This window comes from Mycobacterium nebraskense, assembly GCF_002102255.1.
In the GTDB taxonomy this organism is placed as follows: Bacteria; Actinomycetota; Actinomycetes; order Mycobacteriales; family Mycobacteriaceae; genus Mycobacterium; species Mycobacterium nebraskense.
Window position 1 is genome coordinate 66,876 of the sequence record NZ_LQPH01000011.1, and the last position, 17,777, is coordinate 84,652.

General features: G+C 66.9%; 6 protein-coding genes and 1 pseudogene (1 of these 7 only partly in view). 4 read left to right on the forward strand and 3 right to left on the reverse strand.

Annotation, left to right across the window (positions count from 1 at the left end; all coding sequences use genetic code 11):
- Positions 1-12,109, forward strand: partial view of a non-ribosomal peptide synthetase gene (locus AWC17_RS01575; protein ID WP_085164177.1) — the 3' portion only. Its footprint begins 4,490 nt before the window's first position; only the last 12,109 of its 16,599 coding nucleotides appear in the window; the start codon falls outside the window, past its left edge; its stop codon occupies positions 12,107-12,109.
- Here AWC17_RS01575 and AWC17_RS01580 read toward each other — a convergent pair.
- On the reverse strand, positions 12,106-13,071 hold the full coding sequence (locus AWC17_RS01580; RefSeq protein ID WP_082122935.1) for a class I SAM-dependent methyltransferase: 966 nt from the start codon (positions 13,069-13,071) through the stop codon (positions 12,106-12,108). The two genes, AWC17_RS01575 and AWC17_RS01580, sit on opposite strands and share 4 nt — an antisense overlap.
- Before the next feature lie 131 nt (positions 13,072-13,202).
- On the opposite strand from AWC17_RS01580, the gene AWC17_RS01585 reads away from it, so the two are divergent.
- Positions 13,203-13,979 (forward strand): methyltransferase domain-containing protein, encoded by a 777-nt coding sequence (locus AWC17_RS01585; RefSeq protein WP_046183152.1) that lies wholly within the window; start codon positions 13,203-13,205, stop codon positions 13,977-13,979.
- Here AWC17_RS01585 and AWC17_RS01590 read toward each other — a convergent pair.
- Positions 13,976-14,413: an SRPBCC family protein gene (locus AWC17_RS01590; RefSeq protein ID WP_046183148.1), complete on the reverse strand. Its 438-nt coding sequence runs from the start codon at positions 14,411-14,413 to the stop codon at positions 13,976-13,978. The genes AWC17_RS01585 and AWC17_RS01590 overlap by 4 nt on opposite strands.
- A gap of 67 nt (positions 14,414-14,480) precedes the next feature.
- Here AWC17_RS01590 and AWC17_RS01595 point away from each other — a divergent pair, with 67 nt between their 5' ends.
- Positions 14,481-15,884: an FAD-binding oxidoreductase gene (locus AWC17_RS01595; RefSeq protein ID WP_046183149.1), complete on the forward strand. Its 1,404-nt coding sequence runs from the start codon at positions 14,481-14,483 to the stop codon at positions 15,882-15,884.
- Positions 15,881-17,191 carry a class I SAM-dependent methyltransferase gene (locus tag AWC17_RS01600; RefSeq protein ID WP_197083380.1) on the forward strand — a complete coding sequence of 437 codons (1,311 nt, stop codon included), beginning with the start codon at positions 15,881-15,883 and terminating at the stop codon, positions 17,189-17,191. The genes AWC17_RS01595 and AWC17_RS01600 overlap by 4 nt, the downstream gene beginning before the upstream one ends.
- A 3-nt stretch (positions 17,192-17,194) precedes the next feature.
- On the opposite strand, the pseudogene AWC17_RS01605 reads toward AWC17_RS01600, so the two are convergent.
- Positions 17,195-17,777 (reverse strand): annotated as a pseudogene (locus AWC17_RS01605) (DNA polymerase III subunit gamma/tau); the annotation flags it as partial.

Below are 17,777 nucleotides of genomic sequence, written 5' to 3' on the forward strand. Positions count from 1 at the left end.
TGAGATCCAGGCCGCGCTGGCCGGGCTGGACGGTGTGGACCAGGCGGTGGTGATCGCCCGCGAGGACCGTCCCGGCGACAAACGCCTGGTCGGCTACATCACCGGAACAGCACGCCCGGCCGAGGCGCGCGCCCGGCTGGCTGAGCGGCTCCCCGCGTATATGGTTCCCGCCGCGGTGGTGGTTGTCGACGCGTTGCCGTTGACGGTCAACAACAAGCTCGATACTCGCGCCCTGCCGGCACCGGAGTACCGCGATGGCGATCACTACCGCGCACCGACCAACGCGGTCGAGGGGGTCCTGGCCGGCATCTACGCCCAGGTGCTGGGGCTGGAGCGGGTCGGGGTCGACGAGTCGTTCTTCGATCTGGGCGGGGACAGCATCTTGTCGATGCAGGTGGTGGCCCAGGCCCGGGCGGCAGGCCTGACATGTCGGCCGCGCGACATCTTCGTCGAGCAGACTGTGGCCCGCCTGGCCAGAGTGGCCGTGGCGGCCGGCGGTGAAGCCGTCCCGGTCGATGAGGGTGTCGGGCCGGTGCCGGCAACTCCGATCATGCGCTGGCTGCACACCGTGGACGGCCCGATCGACCAGTTCAACCAGACGATGGTGGTGCAAGCACCGGCCGGGGTCTCCGAGGTCGACGTGGCGATCGTTCTTCAGGCGCTGCTGGACCGGCACGCCATGCTGCGGCTACGCGCCGACACTGATGACGCCGGCGGCTGGTCACTCCAGGTGCCCGATCCGGGTTCGGTCGACTCCGGTGCTTGCCTGGACACCGTCGACGTGCTCTCGGACGAGGCGCTGTCAGAGGCCCGGTCACGGTTGAACCCGGCCGGCGGGGCGATGGTGCGCGCGCTATGGGCGACCGCCACCGGCCAGTTGGCGCTGATCATTCACCACCTGGCCATCGACGCGGTGTCCTGGCGAATCCTGTTGGAGGACTTGAATATCGCGTGGGCCCAGCATCACAGCGGCCAACCGATCGCGCTGCCCGCAGCCGGGACCTCATTCGCCCGCTGGGCGGCACTCCTCAATGAGCACGCCCACACCCCCGCAGTCGTCGACCAGGCCGACAGCTGGCAACAGGTGTTGGCGACCCCGGCCGCGTTACCGCCGGTACAACCCGAGCTTGATACCTACGCCAGCGCCGGACACCTGACGGCAGCACTGGATGTCGAGACGACCCGCCTGCTGCTCGGTGAGGTGCCCGCGGCGTTTCACACCGGGATCACCGACATCCTGCTGATCGCATTCGGGATGGCCTGGGCCGAATACTTGGGCGCTCTCAGCGGCGCGCCCGTCGGCATCGACGTTGAGGGCCATGGGCGCCACGACGACCTGTTCCCCGACGTGGACTTGTCGCGCACCGTGGGCTGGTTCACCACCAAATACCCGGTTTCGTTGGCGGTCGGTGGGCTGCGCTGGACCCAGGTCGTGGCCGGCGAAGCGGCGCTGGGTGCGGTGATCAAAGACGGCAAAGAACAACTCCGCGCCCTGCCCGACGGCCTGACCTACGGGCTGCTGCGCTACCTCAACACCGACATCGACCTGGCCGGTTCGGACCCGGCGATCGGATTCAACTATCTGGGCCGGATGGGCGCGGCCGCCGCCGACCTCCCTGACGAGCTGTGGCGGGTCAGCCAGGACGGCCTGTCGGTCGCCGCCGCGACCGCCGTGCCGATGCCACTGGGACACACCGTGGAACTCAACGCCGGCACCGTCGACACCGATGCCGGCCCGCACCTGCACGCCACCTGGACGTGGGCCTCGTCAGCACTGGACCACGACCAGATCAGCCGACTCAGCCGGCTGTGGTTCGAGGCCCTGGCCGGAATCTGCGCGCATGTCCGTCGCGGGGGCGGCGGGCTGACCCCCTCCGATATCGTCCCCGCCCGGCTCAGCCAACCTCAGATCGACGCGCTGCAACAGCAGTACCGGATCGCCGATATCTTGCCGCTAACCCCCCTGCAGCGGGGACTGCACTTTCACGCCAGCACCACCGGCAGCAACGACGACCTGTATGCGATGCAGCTGGACATCACCGTCACCGGCCCGCTCGATCCGCACCGCCTGCACGATGCCGTACACACTGTGATCAACCGCCATCCCAACCTGGCCGCCCGGTTCTGCGAAGAATTCGACCAGCCGGTCCAGATCATCCCGGCCGAACCCACGGCGGCGTGGCAGTACTTCGAACTGGACTCCGCGGAACAGGTCCAGCAGGTGTGCGCCGCCGAACGCGCGGCGGTCTGTGACCTCACCGAGCCGCCGGCCTTTCGGGTGGCGTTGATCCGCACCGCCAACGGGCGGCACCGGGTCGTGCTGACCAACCACCACATCGTGCTCGATGGCTGGTCGCTGCCGATCCTGCTGGGGGAAATCTTCGCCGGCTACTACGGACAGCGGCTGCCCGCGGCCACGCCGTATCGCCGGTTCGTCGGTTGGCTGGCCGATCGAGACCTCGAGGCCGCCCACGCCGCCTGGCGCGATGTGCTGGCCGGCTTCGACACCCCCACCCTGGTGGCCCCGCCGAGTCGGTCAGGGCTCGGGCGGCGCGGCGTGACCTCGTCTCGGGTGCCCGAACAGACCACCCGGGCGCTGGTCGAGTTGGCGCGCTCGTGCCACACCACCGTCAACACCGTGTTGCAGGCCGCGTGGGCGCAGCTGCTGATGGGGCTGACAGGTCAGCATGACGTCACCTTCGGCACCGCGGTCTCCGGCCGGCCGACCGAGCTGCCCGGCGCGGAAACGATGGTCGGTCTGTTGATCAACACGGTGCCGGTGCGCGCGAGGATCACCCCGGCCACCACCACCGCCGGGCTGCTCGACCAACTACGCAACGACCACAACCACACACTGGAACACCAACACCTGGCGCTCACCGAGATCCACCGCGCCACCGGCCACGACCAACTCTTCGACACCCTGTTCGTCTACGAGAATTACCCCATCGACACCGCCGCGTCGTTGGACGTCCGCGAGCTGGCCATCACCGACATCGCCACCCGTGAATCCACCCACTACCCGCTGACACTGCAAGCGATGCCGGGCGACCAGTTGGGCCTTCGCCTCGAATTCGACACCGACGTCTTCGACCCGGCCGGCATCGAAGCGCTGGCCGCGCGCTTGCAGCGGATCCTGGCGACCATGTCCGCCTATCCAACGGCGCGGCTTGCGTCGATGGATGTGCTCGATGCCGACGAACACGCCCGCCTCGATGAGTTCGGCAATCGCGCGGTATTGGCCCTGCCCGCGACGCCGGTGTCGATTCCAGGGTTATTCGCCGCACAGGTGGCGCGCACACCCGGGGCGGTGGCGGTGACCTTCGACGGCCGCTCAATGACGTACCGCGAGGTTGATCGGGCATCGAATCGCTTGGCGCACCTGCTGATCGGACATGGTGTTGGCCGCGGCCAGTGTGTGGCGGTGCTGTTCAACCGGTGCGCCGACGCGATTGTCGCGATCCTGGCAACGCTCAAGGCCGGGGCCGCATACTTACCGATCGACCCGGCGCACCCGCCGGCCCGGATCGAGTTCATGATGGCTGACGCCGCGCCGATCGCCGCGATTGCCGCCACCGGGCTGGCCGACCGGCTGCGCGGATACGGCGTGCCGGTCATCGCTACCAACGACCCCGCTGTTGAGACCTACCCGAGCACAGGCCTCCCGGCGCCGGACCCCGACGACGTCGCCCACATCATCTACACCTCCGGCACCACGGGAGTCCCCAAGGGCGTCGCCGTCACCCACCACAACGTCACCCGGCTGTTCGACTCACTCGACGTCGGCCTGACGCCGGCGCCGGGACAGGTGTGGACTCAGTGCCACTCCTATGCCTTCGACTACTCGGTCTGGGAGATCTGGGGCGCGTTGCTGCACGGCGGGCGCCTGGTCGTGGTGACCGAGTCAGTGGCGGCCTCACCGGATGACTTCCACGCCTTACTCGTCGCCGAGAAGGTCAGCGTCTTGAGTCAAACCCCGTCGGCGGTGGCGACGCTCTCACCCGAGGGTCTGGGATCGGCGGCGTTGATGATCGCCGCCGAGGCCTGCCCGGGCGAGGTGGTGGATCGCTGGGCGCCCGGGCGGGTGATGATCAACGGCTACGGCCCGACCGAGACCACGGTGTATGCCACGATCAGCGCCCCGCTAATGGCGGGGTCGGCGGTGGTGCCGATCGGTGCACCGGTGCCGGGGGCGGCGCTGTTCGTGCTGGACGGATGGTTGCGCGCGGTGCCGGTCGGCGCGGTCGGGGAGTTGTATGTGGCCGGCCGCGGCGTCGGGTGCGGGTATCTGCGACGGGCCGGTTTGACCGCGTCGCGGTTCGTGGCCTGTCCGTTCGGGGAGCCCGGAACGCGCATGTATCGCACCGGGGATCTGGTGCGGTGGGGCGCCGATGGGCAGCTGCAGTATCTCGGACGCGCCGACGAGCAGGTCAAGATCCGCGGATATCGCATCGAACTTGGTGAGATCCAGACGGCGCTGTCCGGGCTGGACGGGGTGGAGCAGGCGGTGGTGATCGCCCGCGAAGACCGCCCCGCCGCCTTGCGCTTGGTGGGCTACGTCACCGAGTCGGTCGCCGGGGCAGTGGACCCAGCAGCGATGCGTTCGCAGCTTGCCGAGCGGCTACCGGCGTACATGGTGCCTGCCGCGGTGATGGTGCTGCAGGCGCTGCCCCTGACGGTCAACGGCAAGCTCGACAGGCGCGCACTCCCGGCACCCGAATACCATGCGGGTCTTTACCGCGCCCCCGCCGACGTGGTCGAGGAGGTCCTGGCCGGCGTCTACGCCCAAATCCTGGGCCTTGAGCGGGTCGGGGTCGACGAGTCGTTCTTCGACCTGGGCGGGGATTCGCTGTCGGCGATGCGCCTGGTCGCCGCGGTCAACAAAACCCTGGATACCAACCTCGCGGTGCGCACGATATTCGACGCGCCGTCCGTCAGAAGTCTGAGTCAGCTGTTGGGTAGGGATGGCAGGCTGCTGGAAGTGGCTCCCACCGCGAGCCCGGCAACCGACTTGTGCTTTGCGTCGGTGCACGGCGGCGACACCACCGAGGTGCACGCCGCCGATCTGACGCTGGACAAGTTCATCGACGCCCCGACGCTGTCGGTCGCCCCGACGCTTCCCAGGGCCGGCTCCGAGGCGCGGACGGTCCTGCTGACCGGGGCGACCGGTTTCCTCGGGCGTTACCTGGCCCTGCAATGGCTCGAACGCATGGCGCGCGTCGACGGCACGCTGATCTGCCTGGTGCGCGCGCACTCCGACGAGGACGCGCGACGCCGTCTCCACAAGACCTTCGACAGCGGCGACCCGGAGCTGTTGCGGCACTTCGAGGAACTGGCCGCCGATCATCTCGAGGTCGTCGCCGGCGACAAGGGCGAAGCCAACCTGGGCCTCGACCAGCAGACCTGGCAGCGGCTGGCCGACACCGTCGATCTGATCGTCGATGCCGCCGCCCTGGTCAACGCCGTCCTGTCCTACCGCGAGTTGTTCGGGCCCAACGTCATGGGCACCGCCGAGCTGATCCGGTTCGCGCTCACCACCAAGATCAAGCCCTACTCCTACGTGTCGACTTCAGACGTCGGGCGCCAGGTCGAGCGATCGCTGTTCACCGAGGACGCCGACATCCGGGTCGTCAGCCCCACCCGCACCATCGACGGAAGCCTGGCCAACGGCTACGGCAACAGCAAGTGGGCCGGCGAGGTGCTGTTGCGCGAGGCCCATGACCTGTGCGGGCTGCCGGTCGCGGTGTTCCGCTCCGGCATGATCCTGGCCGACACCACCTACGCGGGCCAGCTCAACGTGCCGGACACCGTCACCCGCATGGTGCTGAGCGTCCTGGCCACCGGTGTCGCGCCCTCCTCGTTCTTCCAGCTCGACGCCGACGGAAACCGGCAACGCGCACACTTCGACGGGCTGCCCGTCGGTTTCGTCGCCGAGGCGATCGCCACGCTGGGCGCCCAGGTGCTCGACGCTTTTGAGACCTACCACGTGATGAACCCGCACGACGACGGCATCGGGCCCGATGAGTACGTCGACTGGCTCATCGAGGCCGGCTACCCCATCGAGCGCATCGGCGATTTCGGGGAGTGGTTACAGCGGTTCGAGACCGGCCTGCGCGCCCTGCCGGAGCGACAGCGCCGGCACTCGGTGCTGCAGATGTTGCTGTTGCGCAACGCTATTCAGCCGCAGCCCCCCGAGCCCAGCCGCGGGTCCTACGCCCCGACCGACCGATTCCGCGCCGCGGTGCAAGAAGCGAAAATCGGCCCCGACAAGGACATCCCGGACATCCCGCACGTGTCGGCGCCGATCATCATCAAGTACGCCACCGACTTGCACCTGCTCGGCCTGCTGGGTGCGGAACGGGTCGGGGCCGACGACTCGCGCGGAGATGCGGGTCGGCGTAAGCCGTTGGTGGCCGGTCCACGGCCGGCAGTGGTCCCGCTGTCGTTCGCCCAAAGCCGGTTGTGGTTCCTCAACCGGTTCGAGGGTGGGGTTGCGACCTACAACATGCCGATCGCTTTTCGGATGAGCGGGCTCCTGGATGTTGCAGCGCTGGAATCGGCGCTCGACGATGTCGTCGCCCGCCACGAATCGCTGCGCACCGTATTTCCCGACATCGACGGTGTGCCGTTCCAGCAGGTGATGCCGGCCAAGCCGGGCATGTGGCAGGGCGGGGACCCAGCGGTGATGTCTTTGCCGGAGCAGGATGTCGCCGGCAGGGTAATTGCGCTGGCTGGGTACCGGTTCGATTTGTCGGCAGAGATCCCGATCCGTGCGCAGATCTATTCGGTCGGGGAAGAGCAGCATGTGGTGGCAATTGTGTTGCACCACATTGCTTTTGATGGCTGGTCGTTCGCTCCCATGGTCAGGGACATCGCCGAGGCGTACCGGGCACGAGCGCGGGGGGAGGCGCCGCGGTGGGTGCCGTTACCGGTGCAGTATGCGGATTACACGCTTTGGCAATTGGATTTGTTGGGCGCGGAGTCTGATCCGGACAGCATTATCGCGGGCCAGTTGCGGTACTGGCGGCAGGAATTAGCCGATCTGCCGGTAGTGGTGTCGCTGCCGACGGATCGGCCCCGCTCGCCGGAGCCCAGTTTCCGCGGTGATGCGATCGACGTGCCCGTCGACCCGCAAATGTGGGCGGGCGTTAAACGCGTTGCAGCAGAGCATAATACGACCGCATCGATGGTGCTGCAGGCGGTGGTGGCGGTGTTGTTGCACCGAGTCGGCGTCGGCGAGGACGTGGTGATGGGCACGCCGATCGCCGGACGGTTGGATCAGGCGCTCGACGATCTGGTCGGGTTCTTCGTCAACACCTGGGTGTTGCGGGTGGGGATCACTTCTGCGCACCGGTTCAGCGATGTGCTCGGGCAGGTGCGCGATAAGGCGCTTGATGCCTACAGCAATCAGGATGTTCCGTTCGAGCGGCTGGTCGAGCAGCTCAACCCAGTGCGCTCCACGGCACACCATCCGCTGTTTCAGGTGTTCATGGCCTTCCAGAACAATGTGCGCCCCGAGGTGTTGTCGTTCGACGAGCTCAGCGTCGAGCCGCTGACGGCTGCGACCGGCACCGCAAAGTTCGACCTGGAATTCGAGTTCAGCGAAGTGCCGACCGACGATTCGGCCGCGCCGATGGCCTCCGGGGTGGTGACTTACGCCACCGATCTCTTTGACCGGGCCACCGTCGAGCGGTTGGTCACCTGGTTTGGACGGCTGATCGAGGCGGTGGTGGCGAACGCGTCGGTGGTGGTGGGAGACGTCCCGCTGCTCGATCGCGGTGAGCGGGACTTAGTGCTGTCGCAGTGGTCTGGCACTGGCGTGGAAGTGCCCGTGGCGGTGGCGCCGCAGTTGTTGGCTGCGGCGGTGGCGGCCCGCCCCGACGCGGTGGCGGTGGTGGACGGCACCCGGGAGGTGTCGTACCGCGAGCTTGATGAGTGGTCGACGCGGTTGGCGCGGGTATTGATCGAGGCGGGGGTGGGTCCTGAGCATGCCGTGGGCGTCGCAATGGATCGGTGTCTGGAGTTGGTGGTGGCCTGGTGGGCGGTGGTCAAGGCCGGCGGGGCCTATGTGCCGGTGGATCCGGCCTATCCGGTCGAACGGATCGCCACGATGCTGGACACGGTCAATGCGGGGTTGGTGTTGACGTGTGGTGCCGACACCGTGGCCGGGGCCGGGTCGCGCCCGGTGCTGCGCATCGACGGTCTGGACCTGTGCGGGCGCTCCGCGAATGCAATAACCGATGCCGACCGGCTGGCGCCGTTGGGGGTGGACAACACCGCCTATGTGATGTTCACGTCGGGCTCCACCGGTTCACCCAAAGGGGTCGCGGTCAGCCACGCCGGTCTGCGCGCGGCGGCGCTGGGCGAGGGGGTCGGGTTGGGTGCGGATTCGCGGCTGTTGATGGTGGCGTCGCCGACCTTCGATGTGTCGGTCGGCGAGTTGTTGTCGGCGGTGAGGTCGTGGGCGGCGCTGGTGGTTGCGGGCAAGGAAGCGTACGCCGGGGAGGCGTTGACCACGTTGCTGCAGCGCCAGCAGGTCAATGCGGCGGTATTCACCCCGACGGTGCTGTCGTCGCTGGATCCCTCCCGGCTGAACGGGGTGGACACGCTGATCACCATCGGGGAGGCCCTCCCGGCAGAGTTGGCGGCCACCTGGGCGTCGGGCCGGCAGATGTTCAACACCTACGGCCCCACCGAGACCACCATCTGGGTCACCTGCACTGCGCCGCTGTTGGCGGGGCAGCCGGTGGGCATCGGCGCCCCGCTGCCCGGAGCGTGCGCACTGGTTCTCGATGCCCGGCTGAACCCGGTGCCCAGGGGAGTGGTCGGCGAGTTGTATGTGAGCGGGCCCGTGCTGGCTCACGGCTATGTGGGCCGGATGGACCTGACCGCCGAACGGTTCGTCGCAAATCCCTATGGGGCTGCCGGCGCGCGGATGTACCGCACCGGTGACCTGGTGCGCTGGGCCCCGGATGGAACACTGGACTACCTGGGCCGCGCCGACACCCAGATCAAATTGCGCGGACAGCGCATCGAACTGGGCGAAATCGAAAACACCCTGCTGTCGTGCCCGCAGGTCACCCAGGCAGCCGCAACCGTGCACCACACCAAGACCGGCGCCCAACTCGTCGCCTACGTCACCCTCGAGCACACCGCCAGCGCCGACCGCGACGCCGAAAGCGTCGAAGAATGGCAACACGTCTGGAACGAGCTGTACGGCGCCCCAGTCGCGGAGCCGGCGTTCGGCATGGACTTTCGGAGCTGGAACAGCAGCTACACCGGTGATCCGATCCCCCTCGAGGAGATGGTGGAGTGGCGCTCGGCAACGGTGGATCGGATCATCGCCCTGCAGCCGCGAAGAGTGTTGGAGATCGGCGCGGGCTCGGGGTTGGTGCTGTCGCAGATCGCCCCGCAGTGTGAGCATTACGTTGCCACCGACATGTCGGCGGCGGCCATCGACAACCTGGCCCGCTCGCTGGAGCGGTTGCAGACCCCGTGGTGTGACCGGGTCCAGCTGCTGACCCGACCCGCCCATGTGGTCGAGGGACTGCCGCCTGGCTACTTCGACACCATCATTCTCAACTCGGTCATCCAGTACTTCCCCAATCAGCAATACCTGGCCGACCTCATCGACTACGCCGTGGAACTGCTGGCCCCCGGCGGGGCACTGTTCATCGGCGACGTCCGCAACCACACTCTGCAAGGCGCCTTCCAAACCGCGGTCGCGCTGGCCCGCACCGACACCACGGACACCGCCGAGATCCGCCAACGGGTTCACCGGGCCATGCTTAGCGAATCCGAATTGCTCTTAGCCCCAGAGTTTTTCACCAAGTGGGCCGCCGACCACCCGTCAGTGGCCGGGCTCGACATCCAAGTCAAACGCGGATTTGCCGACAACGAACTGAACCGGTACCGCTACGACGTTGTCGTCCATAAAACCCCGACGTGGGTACGCTCACTCGCGAAAGTGCCCACCTGGACGTGGGCCCAGTGCGCAGGACTGGACGGGTTGCGCAGCCAGTTGATGACGCACCGTCCCGCCACGGTCCGCATCGCCGAGATTCCCCACACCGGAGTGATCACCGACGTCCACGTCGAACAGGCACTCGCGGCAGGGTTACCGCTGGCCGGCGCACTCGTCCAAGCCACTGCGACCCCCGATACCGCCACTGCAGAACAATTGCACCGCGCCGGCGAAGCCGCCGGATATCACGTCGCGGTGACCTGGGGCACCAAACCCGGCACCCTCGACGCCGTGTTCATCGGCCCTGAACCGCACCGCGAGCACACCCCACCGCTGACCGACCTCTACATGCCCGACACGTGGGCCCGCCGAAGCACCCCGCACGCCAATGAACCCCGCACCAACGCCAAGGTCAGCGCGGTACGCCAGCGTTTGAGCGCGCGGTTGCCTGAATACATGGTGCCGTCCCAGATAGTCGTGCTTGAGCAGTTCCCGTTGACCTCCTCGGGCAAGATCGACCGAAAGGCGCTGCCGGCGCCGGTGTTTGCCGCCACACCCTTCCAGGCACCGCAGACCCCGACCGAGAAGATCGTGGCCGGCGTCTACGCCCAGGTCCTGGGCCTCGAGCGGGTTGGGGTCGACGAGTCGTTCTTCGACCTGGGCGGGGATTCGCTGTCGGCGATGCGCCTGATCGACTCGATCAACAAAGCCCTTGATTCCCATCTTGCGGTGCGCACAGTGTTCGACGCCCCGTCCGTCAGAAGCCTCAGCGAGCAATTGGACCGACATGAGAGCCCGGCCGGCGATGTGCTCTTTGCGTCTGTGCACGGCGGCGACACCACCGAGGTGCACGCCGGCGATCTGACGCTGGACAAGTTCATCGACGCCCCGACGCTGTCGGTCGCCCCGACGCTTCCCAGGGCCGGCTCCGAGGCGCGGACGGTCCTGCTGACCGGGGCGACCGGTTTCCTCGGGCGTTACCTGGCCCTGCAATGGCTCGAACGGATGAACCTCGTCGACGGCACGCTTATCTGCCTGGTGCGCGCGCACTCCGACGGGGACGCGCGACGCCGTCTCCACAAGACCTTCGACAGCGGCGACCCGGAGCTGTTGCGGCACTTCGAGGAACTGGCCGCCGATCATCTCGAGGTCGTCGCCGGCGACAAGGGCGAAGCCAACCTGGGCCTCGACCAGCAGACCTGGCAGCGGCTGGCCGACACCGTCGATCTGATCGTCGATCCCGCAGCCCTGGTCAACACCGTCCTGCCCTACCGCGAGTTGTTCGGGCCCAACGTCATGGGCACCGCCGAGCTGATCCGGATCGCGCTCACCACCAAGATCAAGCCCTACATCTACGTGTCGACGAGCGCCGTGGGTCACCAGATCGAGCGGTCGGCGTTCACCGAGGATGCCGACATCCGGGTCATCAGCCCCACCCGCGCAATCGACAACAGCTACGGCAACGGATACCCCAACAGCAAGTGGGCCGGCGAGGTGCTGCTGCGCGAGGCCAACGACCTGTGCGGTATGCCGGTCTCGGTATTTCGTAGCGACGTGATCCTGGCCGACACCACCTACGCGGGCCAGCTCAACGTGCCGGACGTGTTCACGAGGACGGCGCTGAGCCTGCTAGCCACCGGCGTTGCGCCCGGCTCGTTCTTCCAGCTCGACGCCGAGGGCAATCGGCAGCGCGCGCACTTCGACGGGCTGCCGGTGGGTTTTGTCGCCGAGGCGATCGCCACGCTGGGTGCCCGGGTGGTCGACGGGTTTGAGACCTACCACGTGATGAACCCGCACGACGACGGCATCGGGCTCGATGAGTACGTCGACTGGCTGATCGAGGCCGGTTACCCGATCCAGCGCATCGATGACTTTGGGGAGTGGTTGCAGCGGTTCGAGGCCGCCCTGCGTGCTCTGCCGGAGCGACAGCGCCGGTACTCGGTCCTGGAGGTGTTGCAGTTCCTGTTGCACACTGCCAAGCAGTTGCAGCCCCCCGAGCCGACCCGCGGGTGCTACGCGCCGACCGACCGATTCCGTGCCGCGGTGCAAGAAGCGAAAATCGGCCCCGACCAAGACATTCCGCACGTCTCGGCGCCGATCATCATCAAATACGCCACCGACCTGCAACTGCTCGGAATGCTCTAGCCCGTTTGAGGGACTCCGTTCGTGTCCGAAGGCTTCCGCGCCGACACGATCACATAGTCCGCGAAGCCGGTCGATCGTTCCCACAGCGATACTCCGCGGCACTGGGCGCGATCGTCATCCGTGACTTCCACGACCACTTCATCCATCTTTTTCTTTTCCTGAACGCGCTGCCACATGTACTTGGCCATCCCCGGGTACACGTCTTCCCGGATCGATTCCACGATGACATCGGCAAATCCCGCGGCAGCCAGGCGCCGGGGGTATTCCTCCCGGTCATAGCAATTGGCTTTGGGAATGTGACCGTACTTTCGGCCAAAGACGGCCGTCAGGCCAGATTTCTTGCCTGGATTCGGGAGCATGTCGGCGAGCGCAATGGTTCCTCCTGGTTTGAGGACACGAAATGCTTCGCGCATGAATTGATCTCGCGTGTCGAAGTGGAATGCGCATTCCAGGGCCAAGACTTTTTCGAACGATACGTCGGGAAACTCCATTGCGGTCGCGGAACCGAGTCGAATGTCGATTTGTTTCTCCAGCCCGCGCCTGGCGACGCGTTCTCGGCCCTTGTCGACGTGGACCGGTGTGATGTCGATGCCCGTGATGTGAGACACCTTGAAACGATCCAGAAGAACAAAATCCTGTTCCGCGAAACCGACGCCGACGTCGAGGACTCTATCGCTTGGCTCCAGCCCGGCCCGCGTTCCCAGGAGTTCGACCATCGCGACACAAGCGTCGGGATAGGTGCGAGCGACTTTCCAGTAACCGAGGTTGAGCCACAGCGGCTTGGAGCTATCGGCGTACCCTTCATTCATAAAGTCGATGAGGTCGTCACCGATCATCGTGTAGTAAGCCGCGGCGTCTTTCTGTCGCATCAGGCCAAACGCCTGGACGACCCTCCGGAACGCCAAGGGGATCGAAAAGGCGATTCGGCGCATTTTCTTCCTTCGGGAAAACGGGTGGTTCATGGTAGCGCGTTTCCGTTGCCGTCGTCGTGTGGCAGCTACGCGGTTCTAACGCCGCACGGCGACCCGGTTGGCACTTCTGCGGCGAACGGGTTGGGCGCAAACGCGGTCGATCGGTGCGGCCATGGTCCATGATGGTCTACGTGGACAGCAGCGCCCACGACATTGAGAGCATGCCCCGGGGCGGGCCGGACGCCTCCTGGTTGGACCGTCGGTTGCAGACCGGCCGACTGGAATACCTTGACCGCGAGGACGTCGACGATCTCAAGCAAAAGGTCGTCCGCGCACTCGACCGCGCCGGACGGCGCCGGTTCTTGGGTGCCCACGAGAAGTTGGCCAAGATCGTGCTTGCTGAGGTGTCCGATGTCCCCTCTCCGAAGATCCTCGAGCTCGGGGCCGGCCTCGGCGGGCTGTCGAGCAAGCTGCTGGAGATGCACCCCACGGCACACGTGACGGTCACCGACATCGACCCCACGTTTGTGGCCGCCGTCGCCGCCGGCGACCTCGGCAGTCACCCACGGGCCACGGTGCGGGAGATGGATGCCACCGCCGTCGACGCCCCGGACGGGCATTACGACCTCGCGGTATTTGCGATGTCGTTACATCATCTGCCGCCCGCCCTGGCGGCCCGAGTATTCGCCGAAGGGACCCGGGCCGCGAAAAAGTTGGTGATCATCGACCTCCGCAGGCCGCCGGCACCGATCCACTCGGTGGTGTTGGCGGCGACGTGGCCCTTCACGGGTCTGAGCCCGCTGGCACACGATGGTTTCATCAGCCAGCTACGCGCCTACAGCCCGTCGGCGCTGAGCGCGCTCGCCCATTTCGCCGACCCGGCGATTACCGTCGAATTCCCCGACCAACGGCTGGGCCCGACGGTGGCGGTCGCCAGCCGCGGTTCCAGCGCGGCCTAGCTTTCCAGCTCCCGCTTCAGGTTGGCCAAGACCTCGCCCTGAATCCTCTTCAGCCCCAACGGCGCAAAAGTCTTCTCGAAGAAGCCCTTGACGCCGCCCGCACCGGTCCAGGTGGTCTTCACCGTGACGCTGGAGCCGGGTCCGGCGGGGGCCACCGTCCAGTTGATGATCATCGAGGAGTTCGCGTCCTTCTCGATGACGGAGTGACCGGCGACGTCGACGTTGACCTGCACATCGCGGACGCGGGTCTTGGTGGCCTGCAACTTCCACTTGGCGACGGTGCCCGCCCCCTGGCCGCCCTGTAACACCTGGTAGTCGCTGTACTGGGGGGACAGAATCTTCGGGCGCACCGTCTGATAGTCCGCGACGGCCGCAAGGGTGGCGGCCGGCTCCGCATTGACCAAAATTGTGCTGGCAGCACTCACCTGTCCCAAGACAAACTCCTGAAGGTACGCCGCCCGCGCGCGGGTGCACGGGCTGTGGTCGAAGACTAGGGTATATGTGGTGCCTGTCCCTGGATCTGCACTCTCGGCGCACAAGTCGGGCGTTGACCGGTTGATGGCGAGTTATCGATCCATCCCCGCGACGTCCGCCGTCCGGCTCGCCAAGTCGACGTCAAACCTGTTCCGCGCCCGCACTAAACGCGACGCCCCCGGCCTGGACACATCGGGGCTGACCGGCGTGCTGAGCGTCGATCCCGAATCCCGCACCGCCGACGTGGCCGGCATGTGCACCTACGAGGACCTGGTGGCCGCAACTCTGCCTTACGGCCTTTCGCCACTGGTAGTCCCGCAATTGAAGACCATCACGCTCGGCGGTGCGGTCAGCGGCTTGGGTATCGAGTCGGCGTCGTTTCGCAATGGCCTGCCGCACGAATCGGTGCTGGAGATGGACATCCTCACCGGCGCTGGCGAATTGCTCACCGCATCCCGCACCCAGCACCCCGACCTGTTCCGCGCCTTCCCCAATTCCTATGGCACGCTTGGTTATTCAACCCGACTTCGGATCGAGCTGGAGCCCATCGCGCCGTTCGTGGCGTTGCGACACGTCCGGTTCCGCTCATTGCCCGCGCTGATCGCGGCGATGGAACGCATCATCGACACCGGCGGCCAGGGCGGCACGCCCGTCGACTATCTCGACGGGGTGGTGTTCAGCGCTGACGAAAGCTACCTGTGCGTGGGCCGGCGAACCACCACCCCGGGCCCGGTCAGCGACTACACCGGCAAGGACATCTACTACCAGTCGATCCGGCACGACTCCCCGGGCTCGGAAACCACGCAAGAAGCGACCAGGGACGACCGGCTGACGATGCACGACTACTTCTGGCGCTGGGACACCGACTGGTTCTGGTGCTCGCGCGCGTTCGGTTTGCAGAATCCCCGGCTGCGGCGGTGGTGGCCGCGCCGCTACCGGCGCAGCAGCGTCTACTCGAAGCTGATCGCCATGGACCAGCGCTTCGGTGTCGTAGACCGGATCGAGAAGCGCAATGGCCGTCCGCCGCGTGAGCGGGTGGTCCAGGATGTCGAGGTGCCGGTCGAACGGACCTGCGAGTTCTTGGAATGGTTCTTGGGCAACGTGCCCATCACCCCGATCTGGCTGTGTCCGCTGCGGCTGCGCGATCACGAGGGCTGGCCGCTGTATCCGATGCGGCCGGACCACACCTACGTCAATGTCGGCTTCTGGTCCTCGGTGCCGGCGGGTGCCACGGAAGGTGGAACCAACCGGGCGATCGAAGCGAAGGTGAGCGAGCTCGACGGGCACAAGTCGCTGTATTCCGACTCGTACTACGCCCGCGAAGAATTCGACGAGTTGTACGGCGGCGAGGCCTACAGCACGGTCAAGAAAACCTACGATCCCGATTCCCGGTTACTCGACCTCTACGCAAAGGCGGTGCAACGGCGATGACGATGACCAAAGAACCCCACCGCGCCACGACCGGAAAACTGAGCATGGCGGAGATCCTGGAAATCTTCGCGGCAACCGGGCGCCATCCGCTGAAGTTCACTGCCTACGACGGCAGCACCGCCGGAAGCCGAGACGCCGAACTGGGCCTGGATCTTCGGACCCCGCGGGGCGCGACCTACCTGGCCACTGCGCCCGGCGAACTTGGCCTCGCCCGCGCGTACGTGGCGGGCGACCTGGACCTGTACGGCGTCCACCCCGGTGATCCCTACCAGCTGCTCAAGACGCTGACCGACCGCGTTCAATTCAAGCGGCCGCCGGCGCGGGTGCTCGCCAACGTGGTGCGGTCGATGGGGCTCGAGCGGCTGGTGCCGGTCGCCCCGCCACCGCAGGAGACGCCGCCGCGGTGGCGGCGGATCGCCGACGGGCTGATGCACACCAAGACGCGCGATGCCGAGGCCATCCACCACCACTACGACGTCTCCAACAACTTCTACGAATGGGTGCTCGGCCCGTCGATGACGTACACCTGCGCGGTCTATCCCGGCGCCGACGCGACGCTGGAAGAGGCCCAGGAGAACAAGTACCGGCTGGTCTTCGAAAAGCTGAGGCTGCAGCCCGGCGACCGGTTGCTCGACGTCGGCTGCGGCTGGGGCGGCATGGTGCGCTTTGCCGCGCGACGCGGCGTGCGGGTGATCGGAGCCACGCTGTCGGGTGAGCAGGCGAAGTGGGCGCAACGGGCGATCGAAGACGAAGGGCTGAAGGACCTTGCTGAGGTCAGGCATTCCGATTACCGCGACATCCGCGAGGGCGGGTTCGACGCCGTGTCCTCGATCGGGTTGACCGAGCACATCGGCGTCAAGAACTACCCGGCCTACTTCGGGTTCCTGAAGTCGAAGCTGCGCACCGGCGGCCTACTGCTCAACCACTGCATCACCCGCCACGACAACAAGTCAACCTCCTTTGCGGGCGGCTTCACCGACCGGTACGTCTTCCCGGACGGCGAGCTGACCGGCTCGGGACGCATCATCACCGAGGTCCAGGACGTCGGTTTCGAGGTGCTGCACGAGGAGAACTTCCGGCATCACTACGCGATGACGCTGCGGGACTGGTGCCGCAACCTGGTCGAGCACTGGGACGAAGCGGTCGACGAGGTCGGCTTGGCCACCGCCAAGGTGTGGGGCCTCTACATGGCCGCCTCGCGGGTGGCCTTCGAGCAGAACAACCTGCAGCTGCACCACGTGCTGGCGGCCAACGTCGACGCCTGGGGCGACGACCACCTGCCGCTGCGACCCTGGTGGACGCCCTAGAGCTCAGCCGTTATCGATCCGGCGCGCGCCCAGCTCGTTCTGTAGCAGCTCGAGCGCGACCTCCTCGGGGTCGCGCCGCGGCGCCGACGACTCCGTGCGGCCGGCTTCGGCGAGCATGTGTTCCTCTTCGTCGCGCTGAGCCACGTCGGGCGCGGGCTCTTCGACCCTCGGGGCCGGCGGGGCCGACTCGACCGGTTCAGCGGCCGCGCCCACCTCACAGCGCACCCGCCAGTTGACGCCCAGCGCATCTTTGAGCGCTTCGGCGATGACGTCGGCGTTGCGCTGTTCGCACAGCCGCTTGGCCAGCGGCGCCGAGGAATGCGTCAACACCAGCGTGTTTTCCTCGATCGCGCGGACGGTGGCGCCCGCCAGCATCACCTCGGTGGTGCGGCTGCGCTGACGCACCTTGTCGCGCACCGTCGGCCAGATCGTTCGCACGGCGGCCGCGTTGAGTTCGGCGGGCGCGGCGGCCGGTTCGGGGGCCGGCGGCGGGACCGGTTCGGGCTTTGAGACGGGCAGGGCGGCCTCCCTGGGCGGGGCGGCCTCCTTCGGCGGGGCGGCCTCCTTCGGCGGGGTGGCCACTGTC

Excerpts from the sequence above, each read along its gene's own strand:
- AWC17_RS01600 (WP_197083380.1), top strand. The coding sequence starts at position 15,881 with ATGACGATGACCAAAGAACCCCACCGCGCCACGACCGGAAAACTGAGC.
- AWC17_RS01580 (WP_082122935.1), bottom strand. The coding sequence starts at position 13,071 with ATGAACCACCCGTTTTCCCGAAGGAAGAAAATGCGCCGAATCGCCTTT.
- AWC17_RS01585 (WP_046183152.1), top strand. The coding sequence starts at position 13,203 with ATGGTCTACGTGGACAGCAGCGCCCACGACATTGAGAGCATGCCCCGG.